Below are 21,146 nucleotides of genomic sequence, written 5' to 3'. Positions count from 1 at the left end.
CTAGCGCTGTCTCAAGCCAATCCCCTTCAAGTCGCATGCCAAGAGTGGTCTCTTGAGCGCAATTGGGCGTACCCGAAAACCCTTCCGGAGAACCCAGTGCTTTTGTCTTTACAGGGATCATTCCCCCCCGCCATTCTGGCGCTCGCAGACGGCACGGTGTTTGTAGGAAATTCCATCGGAGCCCCCGGCTCCACAGTTGGTGAGGTGGTGTTCAACACCGCCATGACCGGCTACCAGGAAATTCTCACAGACCCGAGCTACTGCCAGCAAATCGTCACACTCACCTACCCGCACATCGGCAACTATGGCGTTAACACCCAAGACGTCGAAGCCGCCAAGGTGCATGCCGCCGGCCTGATCGTTAAGGACGTGCCGCTGGTGATGTCCAATTTCCGCGCCAACATGACCTTGCCCGAGTATTTGGTGCAACAAAAAACAGTCGCGATTGCCAACCTCGATACCCGCCAACTGACACGCCACTTGCGTACTCACGGTGCGCAAAATGGCTGCATTTTGGCCTTGGCTGTTGGTGAACCCATCACGCAAGCGGCCAAAGACAAGGCCTTGGCCCTGGCAAAAGCGGCTCCCAATATGGCCGGCACAGATTTGGCCAAAGTGGTGACTTCCAAGTCAGCTTATGAGTGGACGCAGACCGAATGGAAGTTAGCCTATCCGCAACTCGGTGGCAAGCCAGGTTACGGTGAGCAAACGAGTCCCCGGTTTCATGTGGTGGCTTACGACTTTGGGGTTAAGTTCAATATTTTGCGCATGTTGGCCGAGCGCGGTTGCCGCGTTACCGTGGTGCCCGCGCAGACCCCTGCCGCCGAAGTGCTCAAACTCAATCCTGATGGCCTCTTTTTGAGCAATGGCCCCGGCGATCCCCAGCCTTGCGACTACGCCATTGCCGCAGCAGCCGAATTGATTGAATCCGGCATTCCCACCTTCGGCATTTGCCTGGGTCACCAGATCATGGCACTGGCCAGTGGCGCCAAAACCTTCAAGATGAAGTTTGGTCACCACGGCGCCAACCACCCGGTGAAAGACCTCGACACCGGCCGCGTCAGCATCACCAGCCAGAACCACGGTTTTGCCGTGGACGAGAAAACGCTGCCTGCCAACTTGCGCCCGACCCATGTCAGTCTGTTTGACGGCACGCTGCAAGGCTTGGCCCGCACCGACAAGCCGGCGTTTTGCTTCCAGGGCCACCCTGAAGCCTCGCCAGGCCCAGCTGATATCGCCTATTTGTTTGACCGCTTCACCGCGCTGATGGAGACCCGCAAAAATGCCTAAGCGCACAGACCTTAAATCCATCCTCATCATTGGCGCCGGCCCGATCATCATCGGTCAGGCCTGCGAGTTTGATTACTCTGGCGTGCAAGCCTGTAAAGCGCTGCGCGAAGAGGGTTACAAAGTCATCCTGATCAACAGCAACCCGGCCACGATCATGACCGACCCGGCCACCGCCGACGTCACCTACATTGAGCCCATCACCTGGCAGACGGTCGAGAAGATCATCGCCAAAGAGCGTCCCGATGCGATTTTGCCCACCATGGGTGGCCAAACTGCGTTGAATTGCGCCCTTGATTTGTGGCACAACGGCGTGTTGGAGAAATACAAGGTCGAGCTCATTGGCGCCAGCCCCGAGGCCATCGACAAGGCCGAAGACCGCCTCAAGTTCAAAGACGCCATGACCAAAATTGGTCTGGGTTCCGCCCGCTCCGGCATTGCGCACACCATGGAAGAAGCCTGGACCGTGCAAAAGACGCTGGGTTTCCCCACCGTTATTCGCCCCAGTTTCACGCTCGGCGGCACTGGTGGCGGCATTGCCTACAACTCGGAAGAGTTTGAGGTGATCTGCAAGCGCGGTCTGGAAGCCTCGCCCACCAACGAGTTGCTGATTGAAGAGTCGCTCCTGGGGTGGAAAGAGTACGAGATGGAAGTGGTGCGCGACACCGCCGACAACTGCATCATCGTTTGTTCGATTGAAAACTTGGACCCGATGGGCGTTCACACCGGCGACTCCATCACCGTGGCCCCGGCGCAAACCCTGACCGACAAGGAATACCAGATTCTGCGCGATGCGTCGCTGGCCGTGCTGCGCGAAATTGGCGTGGACACCGGTGGCTCCAACGTCCAGTTTTCCATCAACCCCGAAGACGGGCGTATGGTGGTGATCGAGATGAATCCGCGTGTTTCGCGCTCCTCGGCACTGGCCTCCAAGGCCACGGGATTCCCGATTGCCAAGGTCGCTGCCAAACTGGCTGTGGGTTACACGCTGGACGAACTCCGCAACGACATCACGGGTGGCTTGACGCCCGCCAGTTTCGAGCCCAGCATCGATTACGTGGTCACCAAAATTCCTCGTTTTGCCTTCGAAAAATTTCCTACTGCCGACAGTCGTCTGACGACTCAAATGAAATCGGTCGGTGAGGTGATGGCGATTGGTCGCACTTTCCAGGAGTCGTTCCAGAAAGCCTTGCGCGGCCTCGAAGTTGGTGTCGACGGCATGAACGAAAAAACACAAGACCGAGAGTTGCTGGAAAAAGAGCTGGGCGAGCCCGGTCCTGAACGCATCTGGTATGTGGGCGACGCCTTTGCGGCGGGTTGGAGTGTGGACGAAGTGTTTGCGCTGACCAAGATCGACCGTTGGTTTTTGGTTCAAATCGAGCAGATCGTCAAGATCGAACTCGAACTTGAAACCACCACGCTCGATGCGATTGATGCGACCACCTTGCGTGCGCTTAAACAAAAAGGTTTCTCCGATCGCCGTCTGGCCAAGCAACTCAAGACCACCGACACCGCCATTCGCCAGAAACGGATTGCGTTGGGCGTTCGCCCGGTCTACAAACGGGTGGACACCTGTGCGGCCGAGTTTGCGACCAACACCGCCTATTTGTATTCGACCTACGAGTCAGAAGGCTCTGAGTGCGAAGCGGCACCCACCGACAAGAAAAAAATCATGGTGCTGGGCGGTGGTCCCAACCGCATCGGGCAGGGCATCGAGTTTGATTACTGCTGCGTTCACGCCGCCTTGGCGATGCGCGAGGATGGCTACGAGACCATCATGGTCAACTGCAATCCTGAAACCGTTTCGACCGATTACGACACCTCCGACCGACTCTATTTTGAGCCGCTCACGCTCGAAGACGTGCTCGAAATCGTGGACAAGGAAAAGCCTTACGGTGTGATTGTTCAGTATGGCGGGCAAACGCCTTTGAAGCTGGCCCTTGATCTGGAAGCCAACGGCGTGCCCATCATCGGCACCTCGCCTGACATGATTGACGCCGCCGAAGACCGCGAGCGCTTCCAAAAGCTGTTGCATGAGCTGGGCTTGCGCCAGCCGCCCAATGCCACCGCCCGCACCGAGCCCGAAGCGCTCGAAAAAGCCGCCGCTTTGGGTTACCCGCTAGTGGTTCGCCCCAGCTACGTGCTGGGCGGTCGTGCAATGGAAATCGTGCACGAGCAACGTGACCTGGAGCGTTATATGCGCGAAGCCGTCAAGGTTAGCCATGACTCGCCGGTGCTGCTAGACCGCTTTTTGAACGATGCCATCGAGTGCGATGTCGATTGCATTCGTGACGCGGGCCTCAACGGTGCGCCCGGTGCTACCTTTATTGGTGGCGTGATGGAGCACATTGAACAAGCTGGCGTGCACAGCGGCGACTCCGCTTGTTCGCTGCCGCCCTACAGCCTGTGTGCCGAAACCGTCACCGAGATCAAACGCCAGACCGCGGCCATGGCGCAAGCCCTGAACGTGGTGGGCCTGATGAATGTGCAGTTTGCGATTCAGAATCTGGATGGCAAAGACGTTATTTTTGTGCTCGAAGTTAACCCGCGTGCCTCACGGACCGTGCCTTTTGTGTCCAAAGCGACCGGTATCCAGCTGGCCAAGGTCGCAGCACGTTGCATGGTAGGGCAGTCGCTGGCCTCGCAAGGTATTGGCCGCGAAATCACGCCACCGTATTTCAGCGTGAAAGAAGCGGTTTTCCCGTTCGTCAAGTTCCCCGGTGTGGACACCATTCTCGGCCCCGAGATGAAATCCACCGGCGAAGTGATGGGCGTTGGCAAGACCTTTGGCGAAGCCTTTGTGAAGTCACAAATGGGCGCGGGCACCAAGTTGCCAAAGCCGTTCACGGCCACCGGTGAGTCCACCGGCAAGGTGTTTATCTCGGTCAAAAACAACGACAAACCACGTGCGATTGAAGTGGCGCGTGCGTTGACGGCAATGGGTTTCAACGTGTCGGCCACCAAAGGAACCGCGGCTGCCATGAACGCTTCAGGCGTACCTTGCGCTGTGGTGAACAAGGTCACTGAAGGCCGTCCGCACATTGTTGACATGCTCAAGAACAACGAGATTTCGCTGGTCATCAATACGGTGGAAGAGCGGCGCAACGCGATTGCTGATTCGCGGCAAATCCGCACCTCAGCCTTGCTGGCGCGGGTCACCACGTTCACGACCATTGCCGGTGCCGAGGCGGCGGTTCAGGGTATGCCGCACATCGACCATCTGGACGTTATTTCTATTCAGGAAATGCATGCTCAGTTGGCCGCTGGTTGATTCTGCGCTGACATTCACGGCATAATCCGTCTATTAGATACCGTCAGGCGGCAACGCTCGGCGGTATCTTTTTTCATCAACAGTTGGGGACAGGGCTTGATTTGCTTGCGCAGTATCTGCGGTCTGTTTCACACGATATTCACTATTTCATCGGAGCAGTAAGTGGCTACCATTCCCATCACCAAGCGCGGCGCTGCAAAGCTCAAAGCCGAGTTGCACAAGCTCAAAACAGTTGATCGCCCCTGGGTCATCAACGCCATTGCTGAGGCCCGCGCACAGGGTGACTTGAGCGAAAACGCCGAGTACGAAGTCGCCAAAGACCGCCAGGGCTTCATTGAAGGCCGTATTCAGGAAGTCGAAGGCAAGCTGTCGGTGTGCCAGATCATTGATCCTGCCGAACTGGATGCTGATGGCCGGGTGGTTTTTGGTGCCACGGTCAAGCTCGAAGACGAAGCATCAGGTGATTTGATGACCTATCAGATCGTCGGAGAAGACGAGGCTGACATCAAACTGGGCTTGGTCAATATTGGCAGCCCAATTGCACGCGCCCTGATCGGTCGTCTTGAAGGTGACTCGGTCGAGGTCAGAGCACCGGGTGGTGTCAAAACTTATGAAGTCGTGCAGGTTAGCTACGTCTAATTTCAATACCCGCTTCTCGATTGCACTGGCCGCGCTGTGGTGGGTCAGTTTGACAACGATCGGGTTTTGGGTGGTGCCGATGTTGTTTGTGCATTTGCCAACCCCGTCGATGGCGGGGGGGATGGCTGCCAAACTGTTTTCGGCTCAAACCTGGGTGTCTTGTGTGTGTGGTCTCTTGCTGCTCATGCTTTCTAGACCGAATCAGGCTGAAGCCCCCGTCCAGCATGCGCAAGCAGCTATTATTTTTATAGTGACGGGGATGTTGCTGGCACTGCTGGCAGAATTTGCCGTGGCGCCCAGAATCGTGGCACGCGAAAATTTAAGGCTGTGGCACAGTGTTGGCAGCGGGATGTATGTGCTGCAGTGGGTATGTTCTGCAACAACATTTTGGAAATTATCGGGACCGAGCCAGCGCTTGACCAGTCCCGCAAACCATCAGGTTTGACTCTGTTTTTTGATGCTGATTTGCTTGGGCTTGGAGCGCTTGACAGAGCCACCCGCAGTGAGGCGTTGGTTGCCCAGCACGCGCAGGGTTTTGACTTCAGGACGTTGGCCGCCACGCTTGCTGTATTTCAGCACTTTGATGTCGCGCGGACCGGCCATGCGGTCTTCGTCAACGGTTTTTTCGCGCTCGGGCATGGGACGCCAGAGCACCAGCAGTTTGCCAATGTGTTGAATCGGCGCGGCGTTGAGTTCGTCGGCCAGCGTCTGAAACATGGCTTCACGCGCAGCGCGATCATCGGAAAAAACACGAACTTTGATGAGTCCGTGGGCGTTCAAGGCAGCATCAGCTTCCTTTTTAACGTTGGCGGTGAGACCATCGCCACCCACCATGACGACGGGGTCAAGATGATGGGCTTCGGAGCGATGTTCTTTGCGTTGGGCAGGGGTCAATTGAATTTGAGGCATGCCGGTATTATCGGTCACGAAGGAAAAAATGAAAATCCAAACCCAAACCAAAACCAAAGGCAGCAAGGTCAACCGGGCCTGGATCAACGATCACGTCAATGACCCGTATGTCAAACAGGCAAAACTGGAGGGCTACCGTGCCCGTGCTGCGTTCAAACTCAAAGAGATTGATGAGACGCTCAACTTGATCAAGCCGGGGCATCTGGTGGTTGATTTGGGGTCAACCCCCGGCGCCTGGAGTCAGTATGTGCGGCGCAAACTGTCTCCCAAAACGGCGACCAGTGGCGGGGCGGCGGTGGGTGCGCTGAATGGCGTCATCATCGCGCTGGATATCTTGCCCATGGAGCCGGTCGAAGGCGTTTTGTTTTTGCAAGGCGATTTTCGTGAGCCGGAAGTCTTGCAGCGCTTGACGAACGAGATGGACAGCCGCTTGGCCGATGTAGTGGTGTCCGACATGGCGCCCAACTTGTCAGGTATTTCATCCGCTGACGACGCCCGTATTGAAAATTTGGTCGAGTTGGCAATTGAATTTGCCCAAAACCACATGAAGCCGCAGGGTGCGCTGGTAGTCAAGGTTTTTCATGGTGGGGTTTATGAGCCGCTGGTCAAACGCTTCAAGGAGACCTTTATAGTGGTCAAGCGAATCAAGCCCAAGGCCTCGCGCGACAAATCTTCTGAAACGTTTTTAGTCGGTATGGGCCTGAAATCAGTCTGAAACCCCTGTTTTGTCTGTGGCTGAAAATATTAAATCAACGCCCGGCCTCTCTTGAAACGCCTAAAATAACGCCCAGTTATGTTCAGTCTTCTTATTTGCTTCCCTATTGGAGCCTCGCTTGAATAATCAGTGGTTCTCGAAAATTGCCGTTTGGCTCGTTATTGCACTTGTGCTGTTTACTGTTTTCAAACAGTTTGACACTCGGGGTCCAAGTAGCGCTGGGTATGTAGGTTATTCCGATTTTCTTGAAGATGTTCGTGGCAAACGCATCAAGAGCGTCGTCATTCAAGAAGGTCAGGGCGGTACTGAAATAATTGCAGTGACCAACGATGACCGTAAAGTCAGAACCACAGCCACTTACCTAGACCGTGGTTTGGTGGGCGACCTGATCGCCAATGGCGTCAAATTTGACGTTAAAGCCCGCGAAGAAGGATCCTTGCTCATGACCTTGCTGGTCAGTTGGGGTCCCATGCTGCTGCTCATTGGTGTGTGGGTTTACTTCATGCGCCAGATGCAGGGCGGTGGCAAAGGCGGTGCTTTCAGTTTTGGTAAAAGCAAGGCCCGTTTGCTGGATGAAAATACCAACCAAGTGACCTTTGCTGATGTGGCAGGCTGCGATGAAGCCAAAGAAGAAGTTAAAGAAGTCGTCGATTTCCTGAAAGACCCTGCCAAGTTTCAAAAGCTTGGAGGCCGCATACCCCGTGGTCTATTACTGGTGGGTCCGCCCGGAACCGGCAAGACTTTGTTGGCCAAGGGTATTGCTGGCGAGGCCAAAGTGCCTTTCTTCTCGATTTCGGGTTCTGATTTTGTTGAAATGTTTGTGGGTGTCGGTGCTTCCCGGGTCCGCGACATGTTTGACAACGCCAAGAAAAACGCGCCTTGCATCATCTTCATCGATGAAATTGATGCCGTGGGCCGTCAGCGGGGCGCTGGTTTGGGTGGTGGCAACGATGAGCGTGAGCAAACCCTGAATCAGATGCTCGTTGAGATGGACGGCTTCGAGACCAATGTGGGCGTCATTGTTGTAGCGGCCACCAACCGACCCGATATTCTTGACGCAGCGCTGTTGCGTCCAGGACGATTTGACCGTCAGGTCTACGTGACGCTGCCCGATATTCGGGGTCGTGAGCAAATTCTCAACGTTCACATGCGCAAAGTGCCCTTGGGCCAGGATGTCAACGCAGGCGTGATTGCCCGTGGTACACCAGGTATGTCGGGTGCTGACCTGGCTAATCTGTGCAACGAAGCGGCCCTGATGGCTGCACGCCGCAATGCCCGTACAGTTGAAATGCAGGATTTCGAGAAGGCCAAGGACAAAATCCTGATGGGCCCAGAGCGTAAGAGCATGGTAATGCCTGAAGGTGAACGCAAAAATACGGCGTATCACGAATCAGGTCACGCTTTGATCGGGAAAATGTTGCCCAAGTGTGACCCGGTTCATAAGGTCACCATCATTCCTCGTGGTCGAGCACTGGGCGTCACGATGAGTCTGCCGGCGCAAGATCGTTACAGCTACGACAGCGAATACATGCTGAGTCAAATTAGCATGCTCTTCGGTGGCCGTATTGCTGAAGAAGTCTTCATGAACCAAATGACCACCGGTGCCAGCAACGACTTTGAGCGTGCGACTCATATTGCGCGCGACATGGTGACGCGTTACGGCATGACCGATGCCTTGGGTCCCATGGTATATGCTGACAACGAGGGCGAGGTGTTTCTGGGCCGCTCGGTGACCAAGACGACCAATATGAGCGAGCAAACCATGCAAAAGGTGGATGCCGAAGTTCGTCGCATCATTGATCAGCAGTACACGATGGCGCGCAAACTGATTGAAGACAACCAAGACAAAATGCACGCCATGGCCAAGGCCTTGCTGGAGTGGGAAACCATTGACAGCGACCAGTTGGACGACATCATGGCTGGCAAGGAGCCCCGTCCTCCCAAAGACTGGACACCGCGTATTCCGACTATCGGTGGTGACAGTAGCAGTGGTGGTGCACCCACCATCAAGCCTGACGCAGCACCTACGGCAGCCTAATCGGTAAACGTTCATTCATTAAATGATTCAAAGGGGCTGGCAACAGCCCTTTTGCTATTGAAAGCAACAAGGTGCTTCATGGAATGGCAAACATCCCGCTTCTTGCTCGACTTGACGACGCCCAAAGTCATGGGTATCGTGAATGTGACACCTGACTCATTCTCGGATGGTGGTCAACATGATTCGGTAATTGCCGCGCTTCAGCACTGCGAATTGTTGTTGCAGGAGGGCGCTGATATTCTTGATATCGGTGGTGAATCGACCCGACCTGGTGCCCTTCCCTTATCACTAGAAGAAGAATTGGCGCGTGTTATACCGGTGGTTCGCGAGGCAATTAAGCTGGATGTGCCTATTTCTGTCGATACCTACAAGCCGCAAGTCATGCAAGCCGTGCTGGACCTTGGTGCCGACATCATTAACGACATTTGGGCCTTGCGCTGGTCTGAGCCAGAGATTGGAACTTCTCGGTTGACGGGAGTAAGCGTTGTGTCCCGGCATCCCAATTGTGGTGTTTGCCTGATGCACATGCACCGTGAACCTTTGACCATGCAGGTCGCCCCAATGGATGGGGATGTTGTTCTTCAAGTGCTATTATTTTTAAAGCAGGTAGCCCAGGATCTAAATGCGCTAGGGGTGCAAAAGAATCGACTAGTTATCGACCCCGGCATTGGATTTGGCAAAATGGCGGCACAGAATTTTTCATTGTTATCACGACAAATTGAATTGTTGTCTGCGGGTTATCCCGTTCTGGCCGGATGGTCACGAAAATCTTCCCTGGCAGCAGTGGTGGGCAACGCGCTATCTACTGCAGCAACGATCGGCAGTCATGAGCGTATGGTGCCCAGTGTGGTGGCTGCCGTGTTGTCAGTTGAGCGCGGAGCGTCGATCGTTCGTGTGCATGATGTACGTGAAACTGTGCAGGCACTCAAAATTTTAAATGCTATTAAATAAATAGCTGTAAACCAATTAAATACAAGGGATAGAGAACAAAATGACTAGAAAATATTTCGGAACTGACGGCATTCGGGGCACCGTTGGACAAGCACCCATCACGCCTGACTTTGTCTTGCGCTTAGCTCACGCTGTCGGTCGCGTCCTTAAAAAGACAGAGGCTCGCCCCACCGTTTTGATCGGCAAAGACACCCGCATTTCGGGTTACATGCTGGAGAGTGCGCTGGAGAGTGGTTTTAACTCAGCTGGGGTCGATGTGGTGCTGTTGGGCCCTTTGCCAACTCCGGGGGTGGCCTACCTTACGCGCGCACAACGGGCCTCGTTGGGCGTCGTGATCAGCGCCAGTCACAACCCTTTTGCCGATAACGGCATCAAGTTTTTCAGCGCTCAAGGCACCAAGCTGTCGGATGCCTGGGAGTTGGAAGTGGAGGCAGCGCTGAAGGATGCACCCGTGTGGGCTGATTCAGCCGATCTTGGCAAAACACGCCGCCTTGACGATGCTGCGGGCCGCTACATTGAGTTTTGTAAAAGCACTTTTGCCAACGATCTCACGCTCAAGGGCCTGAAGATAGTTGTGGATGGTGCTCACGGTGCGGCTTACCAGGTGGCTCCCAAAGTGTTTCACGAACTGGGCGCGGAAGTGATCTCCATTGGGTGTGCGCCTGATGGTTTGAATATCAACCACGAGGTAGGTGCAACCCACCCTCAGGCGCTGGTTGCAGCCGTTAAGGCGAGTGGTGCGCACTATGGCATTGCATTGGACGGTGATGCTGATCGATTGCAACTGGTGGATGCAGCAGGACGCTTGTTCAATGGCGATGAAATCTTGTATTTGATGGTTAAGGAACGTCTTTCCCGGGGGGGCAAAGTCGCCAGCAAACGTGCAGGAGAGGCCGTACCTGGTGTGGTCGGAACACTCATGACCAACATGGCGGTGGAACTGGCCTTGAAGGACAAAGGCGTTGAACTGGTGCGCGCCAAAGTGGGCGATCGTTATGTTTTGGAAGAGTTGGAGAAACGCGGCTGGTTGCTGGGTGGCGAAGGCTCTGGCCATCTGCTGGCCTTGGACAAACACACCACGGGCGATGGTCTGATTTCTGCCCTGCAAGTGCTGCAAGCCTGTATGCGCACCGGGCAGACGCTGGCCGAGTTGCTGTCAGATTTAACACTCTTTCCGCAAATACTGATCAATGTGCGGCTGAAACCCGGACAGGACTGGAAAGCCAGTCCACGTTTGGCCGAAGTGACGCAAGCCGTTGAAGCTGAATTAAAAGATGCCGGTCGCGTTCTGATTCGTGCCAGTGGCACGGAACCCCTGGTTCGCGTGATGGTTGAAGCGCGTGATGCCGTTCAGGCCCAAACCTGTGCACAGCGCATCGCGGACACTTTGACTGCATGAAAAGAACTGTTTTGAACATTCCCGTCGATATGAAACTGAGCGTGTGCCGCGCTGACTATGCCAATCCCATTCATGCGCGTGCTTTGGTAGATCTGCTGGATGCCTATGCGCAAGACCCGATGGGTGGCGGCGAACCTTTGAGCACTTTCGCCAAGGAAAATCTGGTGTCGTCATTGGCGGACCGTCCGCAAGCCTTCAGTGTGTTGGCTTTTGGTGAGGCTGTTGATAGGGATGCACCTGGTAGCAAGGCGATGCAGGTTCCCGTTGGTCTGGTGAACTGCATCGAAGGTTTCTCTACGTTTGCCTGCCAGCCTTTGGTAAATATTCACGATGTGGCGGTGCACTCTGAGTATCGTGGGCAACGCATTGCTGAAAAAATGATGCTGCTGGTTGAAGAAATTGCAAGGGAGCGCGGAGCCTGCAAGCTCACGCTTGAAGTGCTTCAGGGCAATGCCGGGGCCATCAAGCTATACCACCGGGTAGGGTTTGCCAACTACCAACTTGACCCAGCGATGGGTCAGGCGCAGTTTCTACAAAAATGGCTTCGCTGAGCTAAATTTCTTCAGGCACCATTTTGATGGCGCCGCATGGACATTCAGCGACGCAAATCCCACAGCCCTTGCAGTAGTCAAGGTTAAAGTCAAAGCCTTTACCGGGACCATGTTTGATGACTGCGTTGTCTGGACACACACCGTAGCAGTTGTCGCATTCAAAGCAGTTGCCACACGACAGGCAACGCCGCGCCTCAAACAAGGCGTTGGTTTCATCGAGTCCGCCCTGAACTTCGTCAAAGGTGGATTGGCGGCGAATGATATCGAGCACGGGCCGCACCGTTTTGGGAGCGTCGCTGTAATACCAAGTGTTGAGTTTGTCAAAGGTGGCTATTTCGTGCTTCACCGTGGCGACAGGTTCCAAACCTTGAAGCCATGCATCAATGTTTCGTGCGGCTTTCTTGCCATGGCCAATGGCTACCGTCACATTTCTTTCAGCAGGAACCATATCGCCACCTGCAAAAATGCCAGCGTGGCCCGTCATCATTCGGTTGTCGACCTGAACCACGCCATCATCGACTGTCAGTCCAGGGACGCCCTCGATCAGAGACAGGTCTACGTCCTGGCCCAGCGCCAGCACCACAGAGTCCGCTTCCAGTGTTTCAAATTCACCGGTGGGCTGCGGAAAACCTTTTTCATCAAGCGCCATTTTTTCAACGGTAATGGAAGACTCGCCCGCCTGTTTGATGGTGGACAGCCACTTGATCATGACGCCTTCCTGCAGGGCTTCTTCAACTTCAAAGTCGTGGGCCGGCATTTTTTCGCGGGTACGCCGGTAAACAATGATCGCCTCAGTGGCCCCCAGCCGTTTGGCGGTACGCGCCACGTCAATTGCCGTGTTACCACCACCATAGACCACGACCCGGCGACCCAGCATGGGTTGGTCTTCGCCTTCCATGGACCGCAGAACCGAGACCGCATCCAGTACCTTGGCCGAGTCGCCGGCCGGAATGTAGGCGCGCTTGGCGATGTGTGCCCCGACCGCTAGAAAAACAGCGTCAAACCCCCCTGATTGCTTGGACTCCAGCACGTTGGCGACCTTGGTGTTGTACTCAATGGTGACACCCAGATCAACAATGCGCCGCACTTCGGCGTCCAGCACCTGGCGCGGTAAACGGTATTTAGGGATACCAAAGCGCATCATGCCGCCGGGGAGGGGCCCAGCCTCCTGCACGGTGACCTGATGCCCGAGACAAGCCAGGTGATAAGCCGCTGACAGGCCCGAAGCGCCGGCGCCCACCACCAGCACCTTTTTACCCGTGCTTGCTTGGGGTGGTGCAAATTTCCAGCCTTGCGAAATCGCTTCATCACCCAGAAAGTGCTCTACTGAATTGATGCCCACCGGGGCATCAACTTTGCCCCGGTTACAGGCGCCCTCGCAGCTGTGATAACAGACACGCCCCATGATGGCTGGAAACGGGTTATCTTCGACCAGCTTGCGCCAGGCCTGCTCGTAGTCGCCAGACTCAGCATGAAAAAGCCAGGCCTGGATGTTTTCACCTGCTGGGCATTGGTGGTTGCAAGGCGGCAGACGGTCCACATAAACCGGGCGCGCATTGCGCCATGAGCCCGTGTGGTTGGCCAGGGAGCTGCCGACATCCAGGGTGATGGCAAACGGTTTTTGCATGCTTATTTCTCCTCGTCGATCAGGCCGTAGCGACGAATATTGCGGTCAGCCATGGCCTGCAATCGGGCGATGGTGACGGTATCCGGGTCTTTTCCAAACAAATGGGCAAAGCGTTTTTGGGGTTTTAAATAGTCTTCGATGGGTACGCGCCGTCGAATTTTCGAGGAGCCTGTAACTTCACCGCGTTCGGCCTCAAACACCGGGAAAATACCGCTTTCTGTGGCCAGTCGTGCCAGCCGGATGGTGTCATGCGAGGCTGCCCCCCAACCCAGCGGGCATGGCACAAAGATGTGGATATAGCGGGCGCCGCGAATCGACATTGCTTTGGTGACCTTGTATTCAAGGTCCCGCAGATCGGCCACCGTAGCAGTCGCTACGTAAGGAATTTCATGCGCCATGGCGAGTTGCGGCATGTTTTTGCCCTGACCAAACACGTTGCCCGGATGTGGTCCCACCGGCATGGTGGTGGCAGTACGCGCAGTCGGTGGTGTGGCTGATGAGCGCTGCACACCCGTGTTCATATAGGCCTCGTTGTCATAGCAAATGTAGAGCACATCGTCGTTACGTTCAAACATGCCCGACAGGCATCCAAAACCGATATCGGTGGTGCCGCCATCGCCACCTTGCGCTACTACCCGCACATCGCTGCGACCCTTCACACGCATGGCAGCGGCGATGCCGGTGGCCACGGCGGCGGTGTTGCCAAAGAGCGAGTGAATCCAGGGCATCTGCCAGGATGTTTCGGGGTAGGGCGTGGAAAAGACTTCAAGGCAGCCCGTGGCGTTGGCTGCAATCAGTTGCCCATGGGTCGCCTTCATGGCTGCGTCAATGGCATAGCGTGCGCCGAGCGCTTCGCCGCAGCCCTGGCAGGCGCGGTGGCCCGAGTTCAGCGAGTTGTTGCGTTCGGTATTGGCCTGCACGCTACGCTGGTCGGGCTTGAGCAGGCGGTTGCCCACCGTGAAGGTGCCGGTCTGGTAAAACTTAACAACGGTTTGTTCCATAAACTTTCCTAAACAGTCGTGGGTTCAGGCAATGCCCGAAGACACTGAGCCGATGTCGCGCAGAATGCCTTCAGCAATCGGACCCGAGCGACGAAGATGTTTTTCACGATCCAGTACGCGGTTGACCACCTCCCAGTTCAGGTCAAGAAAGGTGAGTTGTTCAAGCTTGTCAGCTACCGTATCAATCAACAACTTGTGCAATGACGCTTTGGTGATGGGTCGCCCCCCCAAACCGGCGACAACCGTGAGTACGGATTGCTGGCGGTTCTGCACGGCACTGCGTACATCCCGCGAGACGATGCCACCGATGCCAACGGCAAAACATTTCTCGATCACCACAATGCGTTTGGCGTTTTCAGTCGCATCCCGAATGGCTTCAATCGGAAAGGGTCGAAACGACGTAATGCCCAGTACGCCAATTTTTACACCCTCATTGCGCAAATCATCCACCGTGTCCTTGATGGTGCCAAGCACCGAGCCAAGCGCGATGACGATGGTGTCGGCATCGTCCAGCCGGTAGGGTTTGACGAGCCCGCCCGAATCACGGCCAAAAACTTTTTTGAATTCTTCGGCAATGTGCGGCATCAGCTCCAGGGCCTGCATCTGCTTGGCGTGCGCAAGATACCTCACTTCCGTAAACGCCTCGGGCCCCACCATGGCGCCGATGGTGACGGGGTCATTGGGGTCTAGCACCTGACGCGGCTCGTACGGCGGCAAGAATTTGTCAACCTGAGCCTGGTCTGGCATATCTACCCGCTCATAAGCGTGCGTCAGAATAAATCCGTCCATGCACACCATCACCGGCAAGGACAACTCTTCGGCAATCTTGAAAGCCTGAATGTGCAGATCCAGCGCCTCTTGGTTTGTCTCGGCAAAAATTTGCAGCCAACCGGCATCCCGCATCGACATGCTGTCGGTGTGGTCGTTCCAAATGTTGATGGGCGCGCCAATCGCACGATTGGCCACGGTCATGACGATGGGCAGACCCAGACCGGAGGCGTTGTAAACGGCCTCGGCCATGAACAAAAGCCCTTGGCTGGCGGTCGCGGTGTAGGCCCGTGCCCCGGCGGCTGAAGCGCCAATGGCCACGCTCAGAGCAGCAAACTCGGACTCAACATTGATGAATTCGCAGTGGGTCAGTGCACCGGATTTGACCATCGCACCAAGCCCTTCCACGATGTGGGTCTGAGGCGAAATAGGGTAGGCACAAATCACTTCCGGGCGGCTTAAGGCCACCGCTTTGGCGACTGCATGAGATCCTTCGCACTGTTCAAGCATGGTGTGCCTGCGCTTTCTTTTCCTGATTCATGACGATCTCATAGGCCTCACGGGCCGCATCCTTGTTGCCTTGAGCGACCGTGCCACGAAACTTTTGGTCGATAGCGGCCAATACACCTTCCAAGGAGATCAGCCCGCCCAGTGCCGCAAAAGCCCCCAGCAGCGGGACATTAGGTACTGGACGTCCGACATGCCTCATTGCCAATTCCGTGGCGGGCACGGTCAGCAAATGATCGGCACGATAGCCTTTGACGAAGTCGCCCAGACCGAGTTCATCAAACGTGCGGTTGGTGTTAATCAGGATATAGCCCGTTTCCTTCAAGCCACTGAGCACGTTCACCTGATGCAATAGTGTTGGGTCTTGAACGATCAGTGCATCGGGCTCCAGGATGGGCTCGCGCAGGCGAATCTCTTTGTCGTCGATGCGGCAATAAGCCACGACCGGGGCACCGGTGCGCTCAGAGCCAAAGCTGGGGAAGGCCTGGGCGTGGCGGCCTCCGAGAAACGCGGCAATGGACAGCATTTCAGCGCCGGTGACCACGCCTTGACCACCCCGTCCATGAATACGAACCTGGAACATTTTTTGCCTCTCGTTTTGCGGTCATGCAACAGGGCAGGCGTGCGAAGTGCAAATCCCGAAACGGCCGATAGTGCCGGAACAACTATAAATCAGGTTTGATTTAAATCAACTTTATAAAATGATGAAAATGCTTAACCGGGATAGGGTTTGACCTCTTGTTCGATGGCCCCAAAGAGACTATTTCCATCAGTGGTAAACATCTCAATCCTGACTTTGTCACCAAATTTGAGGTAGCTGGTTTGTGGCTTGCCGGTCTCAATCGTCTCGTACATCCGCACTTCAGCCAGACAGCAGTAACCCACGCCGCCATTCGCAATCGACGAGCCATTAAGGTCGCCTTGTTTATTGGAAACCGTGCCTGAGCCAATGATGGAGCCCGCTTCCATTTCACGCGTTTTGGTGACATGCGCCACCAACTGCGGGAAGTTGAAAACCATGTCGGTACCGGCGTCCGGTTGGCCGAATAACTGGTCGTTGATGTGCACGGTTAATGGCCGGTGCACCCGGCCGTCGCGCCAGTCAGCGCCCAGTTCATCCGGTGTGATGGCCACTGGGCTAAAGGCGGAAGCGGGTTTGGACTGGAAGAAGCCGAAGCCCTTGGCCAACTCACCCGGAATCAGGTTACGCAGTGACACGTCATTCACCAGCATCAGCAGCCGTATGGCTGGGGCGCATTGCGCCGCGCTGGTGCCCATCTTCACGTCGCCGATGATCACCGCGACTTCAGCCTCCAGATCAATCCCCCAGTCTTCCGACAGGGCCAACATCGGATCGCAGGGGCCGACAAAAGAATCAGAGCCGCCTTGGTACATCAGCGGGTCGGTCCAGAACTCAGGGGGCAGTTCAGCCCCGCGGGCGCGGCGCACCAGTTCGACGTGGTTCACGTAGGCGGAACCGTCCGCCCACTGGTAGGCACGTGGCAGGGGCGAATGACACAGCACGGGGTCAAACGGCATCTGATCGTTGAAAGCGCCACTGTTGAGCGCTTCATAAACCTGGCGCAGTTGCGGCTCACTGACGTCCCAGTCGTCCAGGGCAGCTTGCAGCGTGCGGGCGATGGCCGGAACAGCGCGGCAGTGTGAGAGGCTGCGGTTGACGACGACCAGGGTGCCGTCGCGCCCGCCTTGTTTGAGGGTGGCAAGTTTCATGCTGCTTATTCCCCGGCGTAGCTGCCGTCATGCATCCAGCGTGCGTGTTGCGGGGCCTTTTTGGTCAGGGCCCATTCGTTAAGCATGTCCCACTTGGCTTCGTCGAGCATTTTGGCCATCTTCGGCGTGCCGGTGTTGGCGCACAACTCCAGGCGGTGACCGCTCGGGTCAAAGAAGTAGATCGATTTAAAGATGGTGTGGTCGGTGGGACCGATCACCTCAATGCCGTCGGCTTCCAGTCGCGCTTTGGCCTGCATCATGACGTCGACCGATTCGACCTGTAGCGCCAGATGCTGGGTCCACAGCGGGGTGTTGGGGTCGCGCCCCATTGGCGGCTGGGTGGGCAGCTCAAAGAAGGCCAGCACATTGCCGTTGCCGGCATCGAGAAACACGTGCATGTAGGGGTCGGGTGCTTTGGTCGAGGGCACTTCGTTCTCGGCAATCGCCAGGATGAAGTTCATGTTCAGGTACTTGCCGTACCACTCAACCGTTTCCTTGGCGTCCTTGCAGCGGTAGGCGACATGGTGAATTTTCTGGATTTTCATGTGAGTTTCCTAAACAAGGTTAGACGCTCTGGCGGGCGATATTCATCGCCTCGCGCAGCACGGACAAGTCGCCAACGTGGTTTGACAAGAGCAACACCAGCTTGGCGTTAACCAGCGAACTTTGCTCATCGGTTAAATCTCGATGGGTTTCGATCAGGGCTTCGTAGAAATCATCGCCAGGCGTGTAGGCCTGGAAATAGCGCTTGCCGGGCTCGGAGAGATTCGGGGTCAAAGTGAGAGGCATGACGGGCTCCTTAGAGGGTATTGGATGTTGCTCGGGCCAGCGCAGCCTTGACTGCGTGAGCGTCAAAAGCACGCCAGCGGGCCGCCACGTGTTGGTCTGGGCGGATCAAGTAGGTCGTGCCCGCTTGGGCGTCGAAACGCTCAGTAAAACGATGCTTCTCGTCCACGAAAACGCGCAGGCCTTCAGGCGCAGTGCCGGCTTGGGGCGACACCAGCACCACTTCAATCGGTATCGCGGCATCGGCCAACGACTTGTAAACACGGGCGGTGGCTGCATCGACTTGTGACGGGTCGTTGACCCTCACCAGCGCCATGAACTGGTTACCCACGCGCTCCAGCAACCAGAAGTTCTCGCCGTCTTCCTGCATGGGTGCATCGTCCATCGCCGCGCCCGGCACCATATCGCCCGCAAACTCAGACGTATCGGGTGTGTTGAGTCGCGACTCGGTCAGCACTGCGGGCACCGAAAGGCGTCCTGAATTGACCAGCGCCCGGGCAAAAGCATGGTCTCGCGCCAGCGTCAGGGCAGCGTTGCGAATGGTCAGCGACATCTTGCTTTTGGGCGTGATGAAGTCGGTCGAACGGGTCGAGTTCAGCAGGTTCTCATCGGCTGCAAACACGCGCTCTTCCGAGTAGGTGTTGAGCAGGCTGGAGGGCGCTTTGCCTTCAATCACCAGCTTCAGCTTCCAGCACAGGTTGTCGGTGTCCTGAATGCCGGAGTTGGCACCGCGGGCGCCAAATGGCGACACCTGGTGCGCCGCATCGCCCACAAACAGCACATGACCGTGGGTGAAGTTGTTCATGCGGCGGCACTGGAAGGTGTAAACGCTGACCCATTCCAGCTCAAACTCGCGGTCATCGCCCAGCATGGCCTTGATACGCGGGATGACGTTCTCGGGTTTTTTCTCTTCTTCAGGGTCGGCTTGCCAGCCCAACTGGAAGTCGATGCGAAACACGTTGTCGGCCTGACGGTGCAGCAGCACCGACTGCCCCGGATGGAAAGGGGGGTCAAACCAGAACCAGCGCTCGGTCGGGAAATCTGCCTTCATCACCACGTCGGCAATCAGGAAGCGATCCATGAAGATCTTGCCGTCAATCTCCAGGTTCATCATGCGGCGGATGCCACTGCGTGCGCCATCGGCCACGATCAACCAATCGGTCTCCAGGCTGTAGATGCCATCAGGCGTTTCAACCTGCAAGGTTGCCCCGTTGCCATCTGGCGACACCGACACTACCTTGTTTTTGAAACGCAGATCCAGGTTGGGCAAAGTTTTGGCCCGCGTGATCTCGTATTCCTCCAGGTAATACTGTTGCAGGTTGATCATGCCGGGGCGCTTGTGGTCGTCTTGCGGGCGCAGGTTGAAGTTGTAAACCTCTTGCTCGCGAAAGAACGTGCGCCCGACATTCCAGCTCACGCCTTTGTCCACGCAAGGGTCGCCCACACCCAGGCGGTCCAGCACCTCCAGCGTGCGCTTGGCATAACAAACGCCACGGGAACCGACCGACACCGTGTTGTCATCGTCGAGTACCACCACCGGCACACCGGATTGGGCCAACTCAATCGCAGCCGCCAGACCCACCGGCCCTGCGCCCACGATCACCACCGGATAACGTTTCTTATCAGCGCCGCTTTGCTCTGGTGGGCGCACGTAGTCATAACTTGAATATTGATAGGTGCTCAACATGCCTGTCTCCTCTTTTTATTGTTTGAAACTCAGGCCGCGGTCTGCAGGGCGTGCCACATTTCTTTGTCGCGCTCTGCCGTCCAGATGCGGGGATGCTTGATGCCGCTGGCTTCGTCCACGGCACGGGTCACGTCAAACGGCAGGCAGTGTTCATAGATGAAGACCTGGCCAAACTTGGGGTCCATCGCCTTGCGGCAGTGCGCCATGGCCTGGTTCAGGTTCATGTTTTGGGCCACCGCCTCTTTGGCGGAGCTCAGCAGCGTCGTCACAAAATCACGGGTGTAGGCCAGGCCATCCTGAACCCGCTGCGGGCCGACCAGCGCCGGTCCACGGCCGGGTACTAATTTTTCAGCCTGCAGTGCGGCCAGCGCATCCAGCGTGGCGGGCCACTCGGCCAGTTGGGCGTCGCCGGTGTAGCAAGCGGCATCGGCTTCCACCAGATCACCTGAGAACAGCACTTTTTCTGCTGGCACCCAGACCACGGTGTCACCCTTGGTGTGGCCCGCACCCAAATGCATGATCTTGACTTCCAACTTGCCCATCCACAGTGTCATGGAATCCTTGAACACCAGTGTCGGCCAGGTCAGTCCGGGGATGGAGTCAAAGGCGTCAAACAGACGGGGGAAGCGCTCGTACTCAGACTGCATGTCTTGCGCGCCGCGTTCCACGATCATCTCGTAGGTGCCCTGGCTGGCGATGATTTCCTGCATACCAGCCGCTTTGAAGCCGGAGGCGCCCAGCACGCGCACTGCGTGGTAGTGCGACAGCACGACGTACTTGATGGGTTTGTCGGTGATCTTGCGAATCTCGGCAATCAGGCTCTGCGCCATCACGGGTGTGGCCAGTGCGTCGCAGATCAACACCGAGTCGTCGCCAATGATCACGCCGGTGTTGGGATCACCCTCGGCGGTGTAGGCCCAGCAGTGCTCGGACATCTGCGCAAAGGTGGTCTTTTTGACCTCCAGGTCAGCTTGGGATGCGAATTTTTTAGTCATGGTATTCCTTGGTTAAATTTTTTACATACCCAGGTACGCCGCGCGCACCTGTTCGTTACTGATCAATTCCTGCCCGGTGCCGGTCAAGGTGACCTGACCGGTCTCCAGCACATAACCCCGGTCGGCAATCGCCAACGCGGCAAACGCGTTCTGCTCCACCAACAAAATGGTCATGCCCTGCGCCTTGAGCGTCTTGATGACGTTGAACACCTCCTGCACCAGCAACGGTGCCAGGCCCATCGACGGCTCATCAAGCAACAACAACTTGGGCCGCCCCATCAAGG

At 56.3% G+C, this 21,146-nt stretch carries 19 protein-coding genes and 1 pseudogene; 9 read left to right on the top strand and 11 right to left on the bottom strand.

Annotated elements, in window-relative coordinates; all coding sequences use genetic code 11:
* The first annotated feature begins 96 nt into the window (after positions 1 to 96).
* The 4 genes from carA to WCG50_RS04280 all read left to right on the top strand — a co-directional run bounded on the left by carA (position 97) and on the right by WCG50_RS04280 (position 5,642).
* Complete coding sequence (carA, locus tag WCG50_RS04295; RefSeq protein ID WP_336898336.1) at positions 97 to 1,290, top strand: glutamine-hydrolyzing carbamoyl-phosphate synthase small subunit; 1,194 nt, start codon at positions 97 to 99, stop codon at positions 1,288 to 1,290.
* Positions 1,283 to 4,558, top strand: a complete 3,276-nt coding sequence (gene carB, locus WCG50_RS04290) for a carbamoyl-phosphate synthase large subunit (RefSeq protein WP_336898335.1) — start codon at positions 1,283 to 1,285, stop codon at positions 4,556 to 4,558. The genes carA and carB overlap by 8 nt, the downstream gene beginning before the upstream one ends.
* A gap of 162 nt (positions 4,559 to 4,720) precedes the next feature.
* Positions 4,721 to 5,197 carry a transcription elongation factor GreA gene (greA, locus tag WCG50_RS04285; RefSeq protein WP_336898334.1) on the top strand — a complete coding sequence of 159 codons (477 nt, stop codon included), beginning with the start codon at positions 4,721 to 4,723 and terminating at the stop codon, positions 5,195 to 5,197.
* Positions 5,169 to 5,642 (top strand): DUF4149 domain-containing protein, encoded by a 474-nt coding sequence (locus WCG50_RS04280; RefSeq protein WP_336898333.1) that lies wholly within the window; start codon positions 5,169 to 5,171, stop codon positions 5,640 to 5,642. The genes greA and WCG50_RS04280 overlap by 29 nt, the downstream gene beginning before the upstream one ends.
* Here WCG50_RS04280 and WCG50_RS04275 read toward each other — a convergent pair.
* Positions 5,633 to 6,106, bottom strand: coding sequence for a YhbY family RNA-binding protein (locus tag WCG50_RS04275; protein WP_336898332.1), 474 nt, complete (start codon positions 6,104 to 6,106; stop codon positions 5,633 to 5,635). The genes WCG50_RS04280 and WCG50_RS04275 overlap by 10 nt on opposite strands.
* A 28-nt stretch (positions 6,107 to 6,134) precedes the next feature.
* On the opposite strand from WCG50_RS04275, the gene WCG50_RS04270 reads away from it, so the two are divergent.
* The 5 genes from WCG50_RS04270 (at position 6,135) to WCG50_RS04250 (ending at position 11,760) form a co-directional block, all read left to right on the top strand.
* Complete coding sequence (locus WCG50_RS04270) at positions 6,135 to 6,821, top strand: RlmE family RNA methyltransferase (RefSeq protein ID WP_336898331.1); 687 nt, start codon at positions 6,135 to 6,137, stop codon at positions 6,819 to 6,821.
* 118 nt (positions 6,822 to 6,939) lie between these two features.
* Entirely contained in the window at positions 6,940 to 8,859 is a 1,920-nt protein-coding gene (ftsH, locus tag WCG50_RS04265; protein WP_336898330.1) for an ATP-dependent zinc metalloprotease FtsH, read from the top strand.
* A gap of 78 nt (positions 8,860 to 8,937) precedes the next feature.
* Positions 8,938 to 9,810: a dihydropteroate synthase gene (folP, locus tag WCG50_RS04260; protein WP_336898329.1), complete on the top strand. Its 873-nt coding sequence runs from the start codon at positions 8,938 to 8,940 to the stop codon at positions 9,808 to 9,810.
* A 40-nt stretch (positions 9,811 to 9,850) separates the two neighbouring features.
* Positions 9,851 to 11,209: a phosphoglucosamine mutase gene (glmM, locus tag WCG50_RS04255; protein WP_336898328.1), complete on the top strand. Its 1,359-nt coding sequence runs from the start codon at positions 9,851 to 9,853 to the stop codon at positions 11,207 to 11,209.
* Positions 11,206 to 11,760, top strand: a complete 555-nt coding sequence (locus WCG50_RS04250) for an N-acetyltransferase (protein ID WP_336898327.1) — start codon at positions 11,206 to 11,208, stop codon at positions 11,758 to 11,760. Before glmM ends, WCG50_RS04250 begins: the two co-directional genes overlap by 4 nt.
* Before the next feature lies 1 nt (position 11,761).
* Here the strand turns inward: WCG50_RS04250 and WCG50_RS04245 are convergent, their stop codons facing one another.
* From WCG50_RS04245 to WCG50_RS04200, 10 genes and pseudogenes are all read right to left on the bottom strand, one after another.
* Positions 11,762 to 13,387: an NAD(P)-binding protein gene (locus tag WCG50_RS04245; protein WP_336898326.1), complete on the bottom strand. Its 1,626-nt coding sequence runs from the start codon at positions 13,385 to 13,387 to the stop codon at positions 11,762 to 11,764.
* Positions 13,388 to 13,389: 2 nt separating this feature from the next.
* Positions 13,390 to 14,388 (bottom strand): thiamine pyrophosphate-dependent enzyme, encoded by a 999-nt coding sequence (locus tag WCG50_RS04240; RefSeq protein ID WP_336898325.1) that lies wholly within the window; start codon positions 14,386 to 14,388, stop codon positions 13,390 to 13,392.
* 24 nt (positions 14,389 to 14,412) lie between these two features.
* On the bottom strand, positions 14,413 to 15,666 hold the full coding sequence (locus WCG50_RS04235) for a transketolase C-terminal domain-containing protein (protein ID WP_336898324.1): 1,254 nt from the start codon (positions 15,664 to 15,666) through the stop codon (positions 14,413 to 14,415).
* Positions 15,659 to 16,246, bottom strand: a complete 588-nt coding sequence (locus WCG50_RS04230; RefSeq protein WP_336898323.1) for a 2-oxoacid:acceptor oxidoreductase family protein — start codon at positions 16,244 to 16,246, stop codon at positions 15,659 to 15,661. Before WCG50_RS04230 ends, WCG50_RS04235 begins: the two co-directional genes overlap by 8 nt.
* 131 nt (positions 16,247 to 16,377) lie before the next feature.
* The gene (locus WCG50_RS04225; RefSeq protein ID WP_336898322.1) at positions 16,378 to 17,394 is read right to left on the bottom strand and encodes a fumarylacetoacetate hydrolase family protein; all 1,017 of its coding nucleotides are present in this window, start codon (positions 17,392 to 17,394) and stop codon (positions 16,378 to 16,380) included.
* A 5-nt stretch (positions 17,395 to 17,399) separates the two neighbouring features.
* The gene (locus tag WCG50_RS04220; RefSeq protein ID WP_336898321.1) at positions 17,400 to 17,939 is read right to left on the bottom strand and encodes a VOC family protein; all 540 of its coding nucleotides are present in this window, start codon (positions 17,937 to 17,939) and stop codon (positions 17,400 to 17,402) included.
* Positions 17,940 to 17,958: 19 nt separating this feature from the next.
* A complete protein-coding gene (locus WCG50_RS04215; protein WP_336898320.1) occupies positions 17,959 to 18,183 on the bottom strand; it encodes a DUF2783 domain-containing protein in 225 nt (74 codons plus the stop codon).
* A 10-nt stretch (positions 18,184 to 18,193) separates the two neighbouring features.
* Positions 18,194 to 19,867 carry an FAD-dependent oxidoreductase gene (locus WCG50_RS04210; RefSeq protein ID WP_336898319.1) on the bottom strand — a complete coding sequence of 558 codons (1,674 nt, stop codon included), beginning with the start codon at positions 19,865 to 19,867 and terminating at the stop codon, positions 18,194 to 18,196.
* Between the two features lie 29 nt (positions 19,868 to 19,896).
* Positions 19,897 to 20,862 carry an MBL fold metallo-hydrolase gene (locus WCG50_RS04205; protein WP_336898318.1) on the bottom strand — a complete coding sequence of 322 codons (966 nt, stop codon included), beginning with the start codon at positions 20,860 to 20,862 and terminating at the stop codon, positions 19,897 to 19,899.
* 21 nt (positions 20,863 to 20,883) lie between these two features.
* Positions 20,884 to 21,146 (bottom strand): annotated as a pseudogene (locus WCG50_RS04200) (ABC transporter); the annotation flags it as partial.

It is taken from the genome of Rhodoferax sp. (assembly GCF_037143375.1).
Lineage (GTDB): Bacteria > Pseudomonadota > Gammaproteobacteria > Burkholderiales > Burkholderiaceae_C > Rhodoferax.
This window is presented reverse-complemented; position numbering and strand designations above follow the sequence as displayed.

Bases quoted from the DNA above. Each gene is read 5' to 3' on its own strand.
- glmM (WP_336898328.1), top strand. From the start codon at position 9,851: ATGACTAGAAAATATTTCGGAACTGACGGCATTCGGGGCACCGTTGGA.
- WCG50_RS04210 (WP_336898319.1), bottom strand. From the start codon at position 19,867: ATGTTGAGCACCTATCAATATTCAAGTTATGACTACGTGCGCCCACCA.
- WCG50_RS04235 (WP_336898324.1), bottom strand. From the start codon at position 15,666: ATGCTTGAACAGTGCGAAGGATCTCATGCAGTCGCCAAAGCGGTGGCC.
- carB (WP_336898335.1), top strand. From the start codon at position 1,283: ATGCCTAAGCGCACAGACCTTAAATCCATCCTCATCATTGGCGCCGGC.
- WCG50_RS04225 (WP_336898322.1), bottom strand. From the start codon at position 17,394: ATGAAACTTGCCACCCTCAAACAAGGCGGGCGCGACGGCACCCTGGTC.
- WCG50_RS04220 (WP_336898321.1), bottom strand. From the start codon at position 17,939: ATGAAAATCCAGAAAATTCACCATGTCGCCTACCGCTGCAAGGACGCC.
- WCG50_RS04245 (WP_336898326.1), bottom strand. From the start codon at position 13,387: ATGCAAAAACCGTTTGCCATCACCCTGGATGTCGGCAGCTCCCTGGCC.
- WCG50_RS04270 (WP_336898331.1), top strand. From the start codon at position 6,135: ATGAAAATCCAAACCCAAACCAAAACCAAAGGCAGCAAGGTCAACCGG.
- WCG50_RS04240 (WP_336898325.1), bottom strand. From the start codon at position 14,388: ATGGAACAAACCGTTGTTAAGTTTTACCAGACCGGCACCTTCACGGTG.
- WCG50_RS04230 (WP_336898323.1), bottom strand. From the start codon at position 16,246: ATGTTCCAGGTTCGTATTCATGGACGGGGTGGTCAAGGCGTGGTCACC.
- WCG50_RS04205 (WP_336898318.1), bottom strand. From the start codon at position 20,862: ATGACTAAAAAATTCGCATCCCAAGCTGACCTGGAGGTCAAAAAGACC.
- folP (WP_336898329.1), top strand. From the start codon at position 8,938: ATGGAATGGCAAACATCCCGCTTCTTGCTCGACTTGACGACGCCCAAA.
- WCG50_RS04280 (WP_336898333.1), top strand. From the start codon at position 5,169: ATGAAGTCGTGCAGGTTAGCTACGTCTAATTTCAATACCCGCTTCTCG.
- WCG50_RS04215 (WP_336898320.1), bottom strand. From the start codon at position 18,183: ATGCCTCTCACTTTGACCCCGAATCTCTCCGAGCCCGGCAAGCGCTAT.
- WCG50_RS04275 (WP_336898332.1), bottom strand. From the start codon at position 6,106: ATGCCTCAAATTCAATTGACCCCTGCCCAACGCAAAGAACATCGCTCC.
- WCG50_RS04250 (WP_336898327.1), top strand. From the start codon at position 11,206: ATGAAAAGAACTGTTTTGAACATTCCCGTCGATATGAAACTGAGCGTG.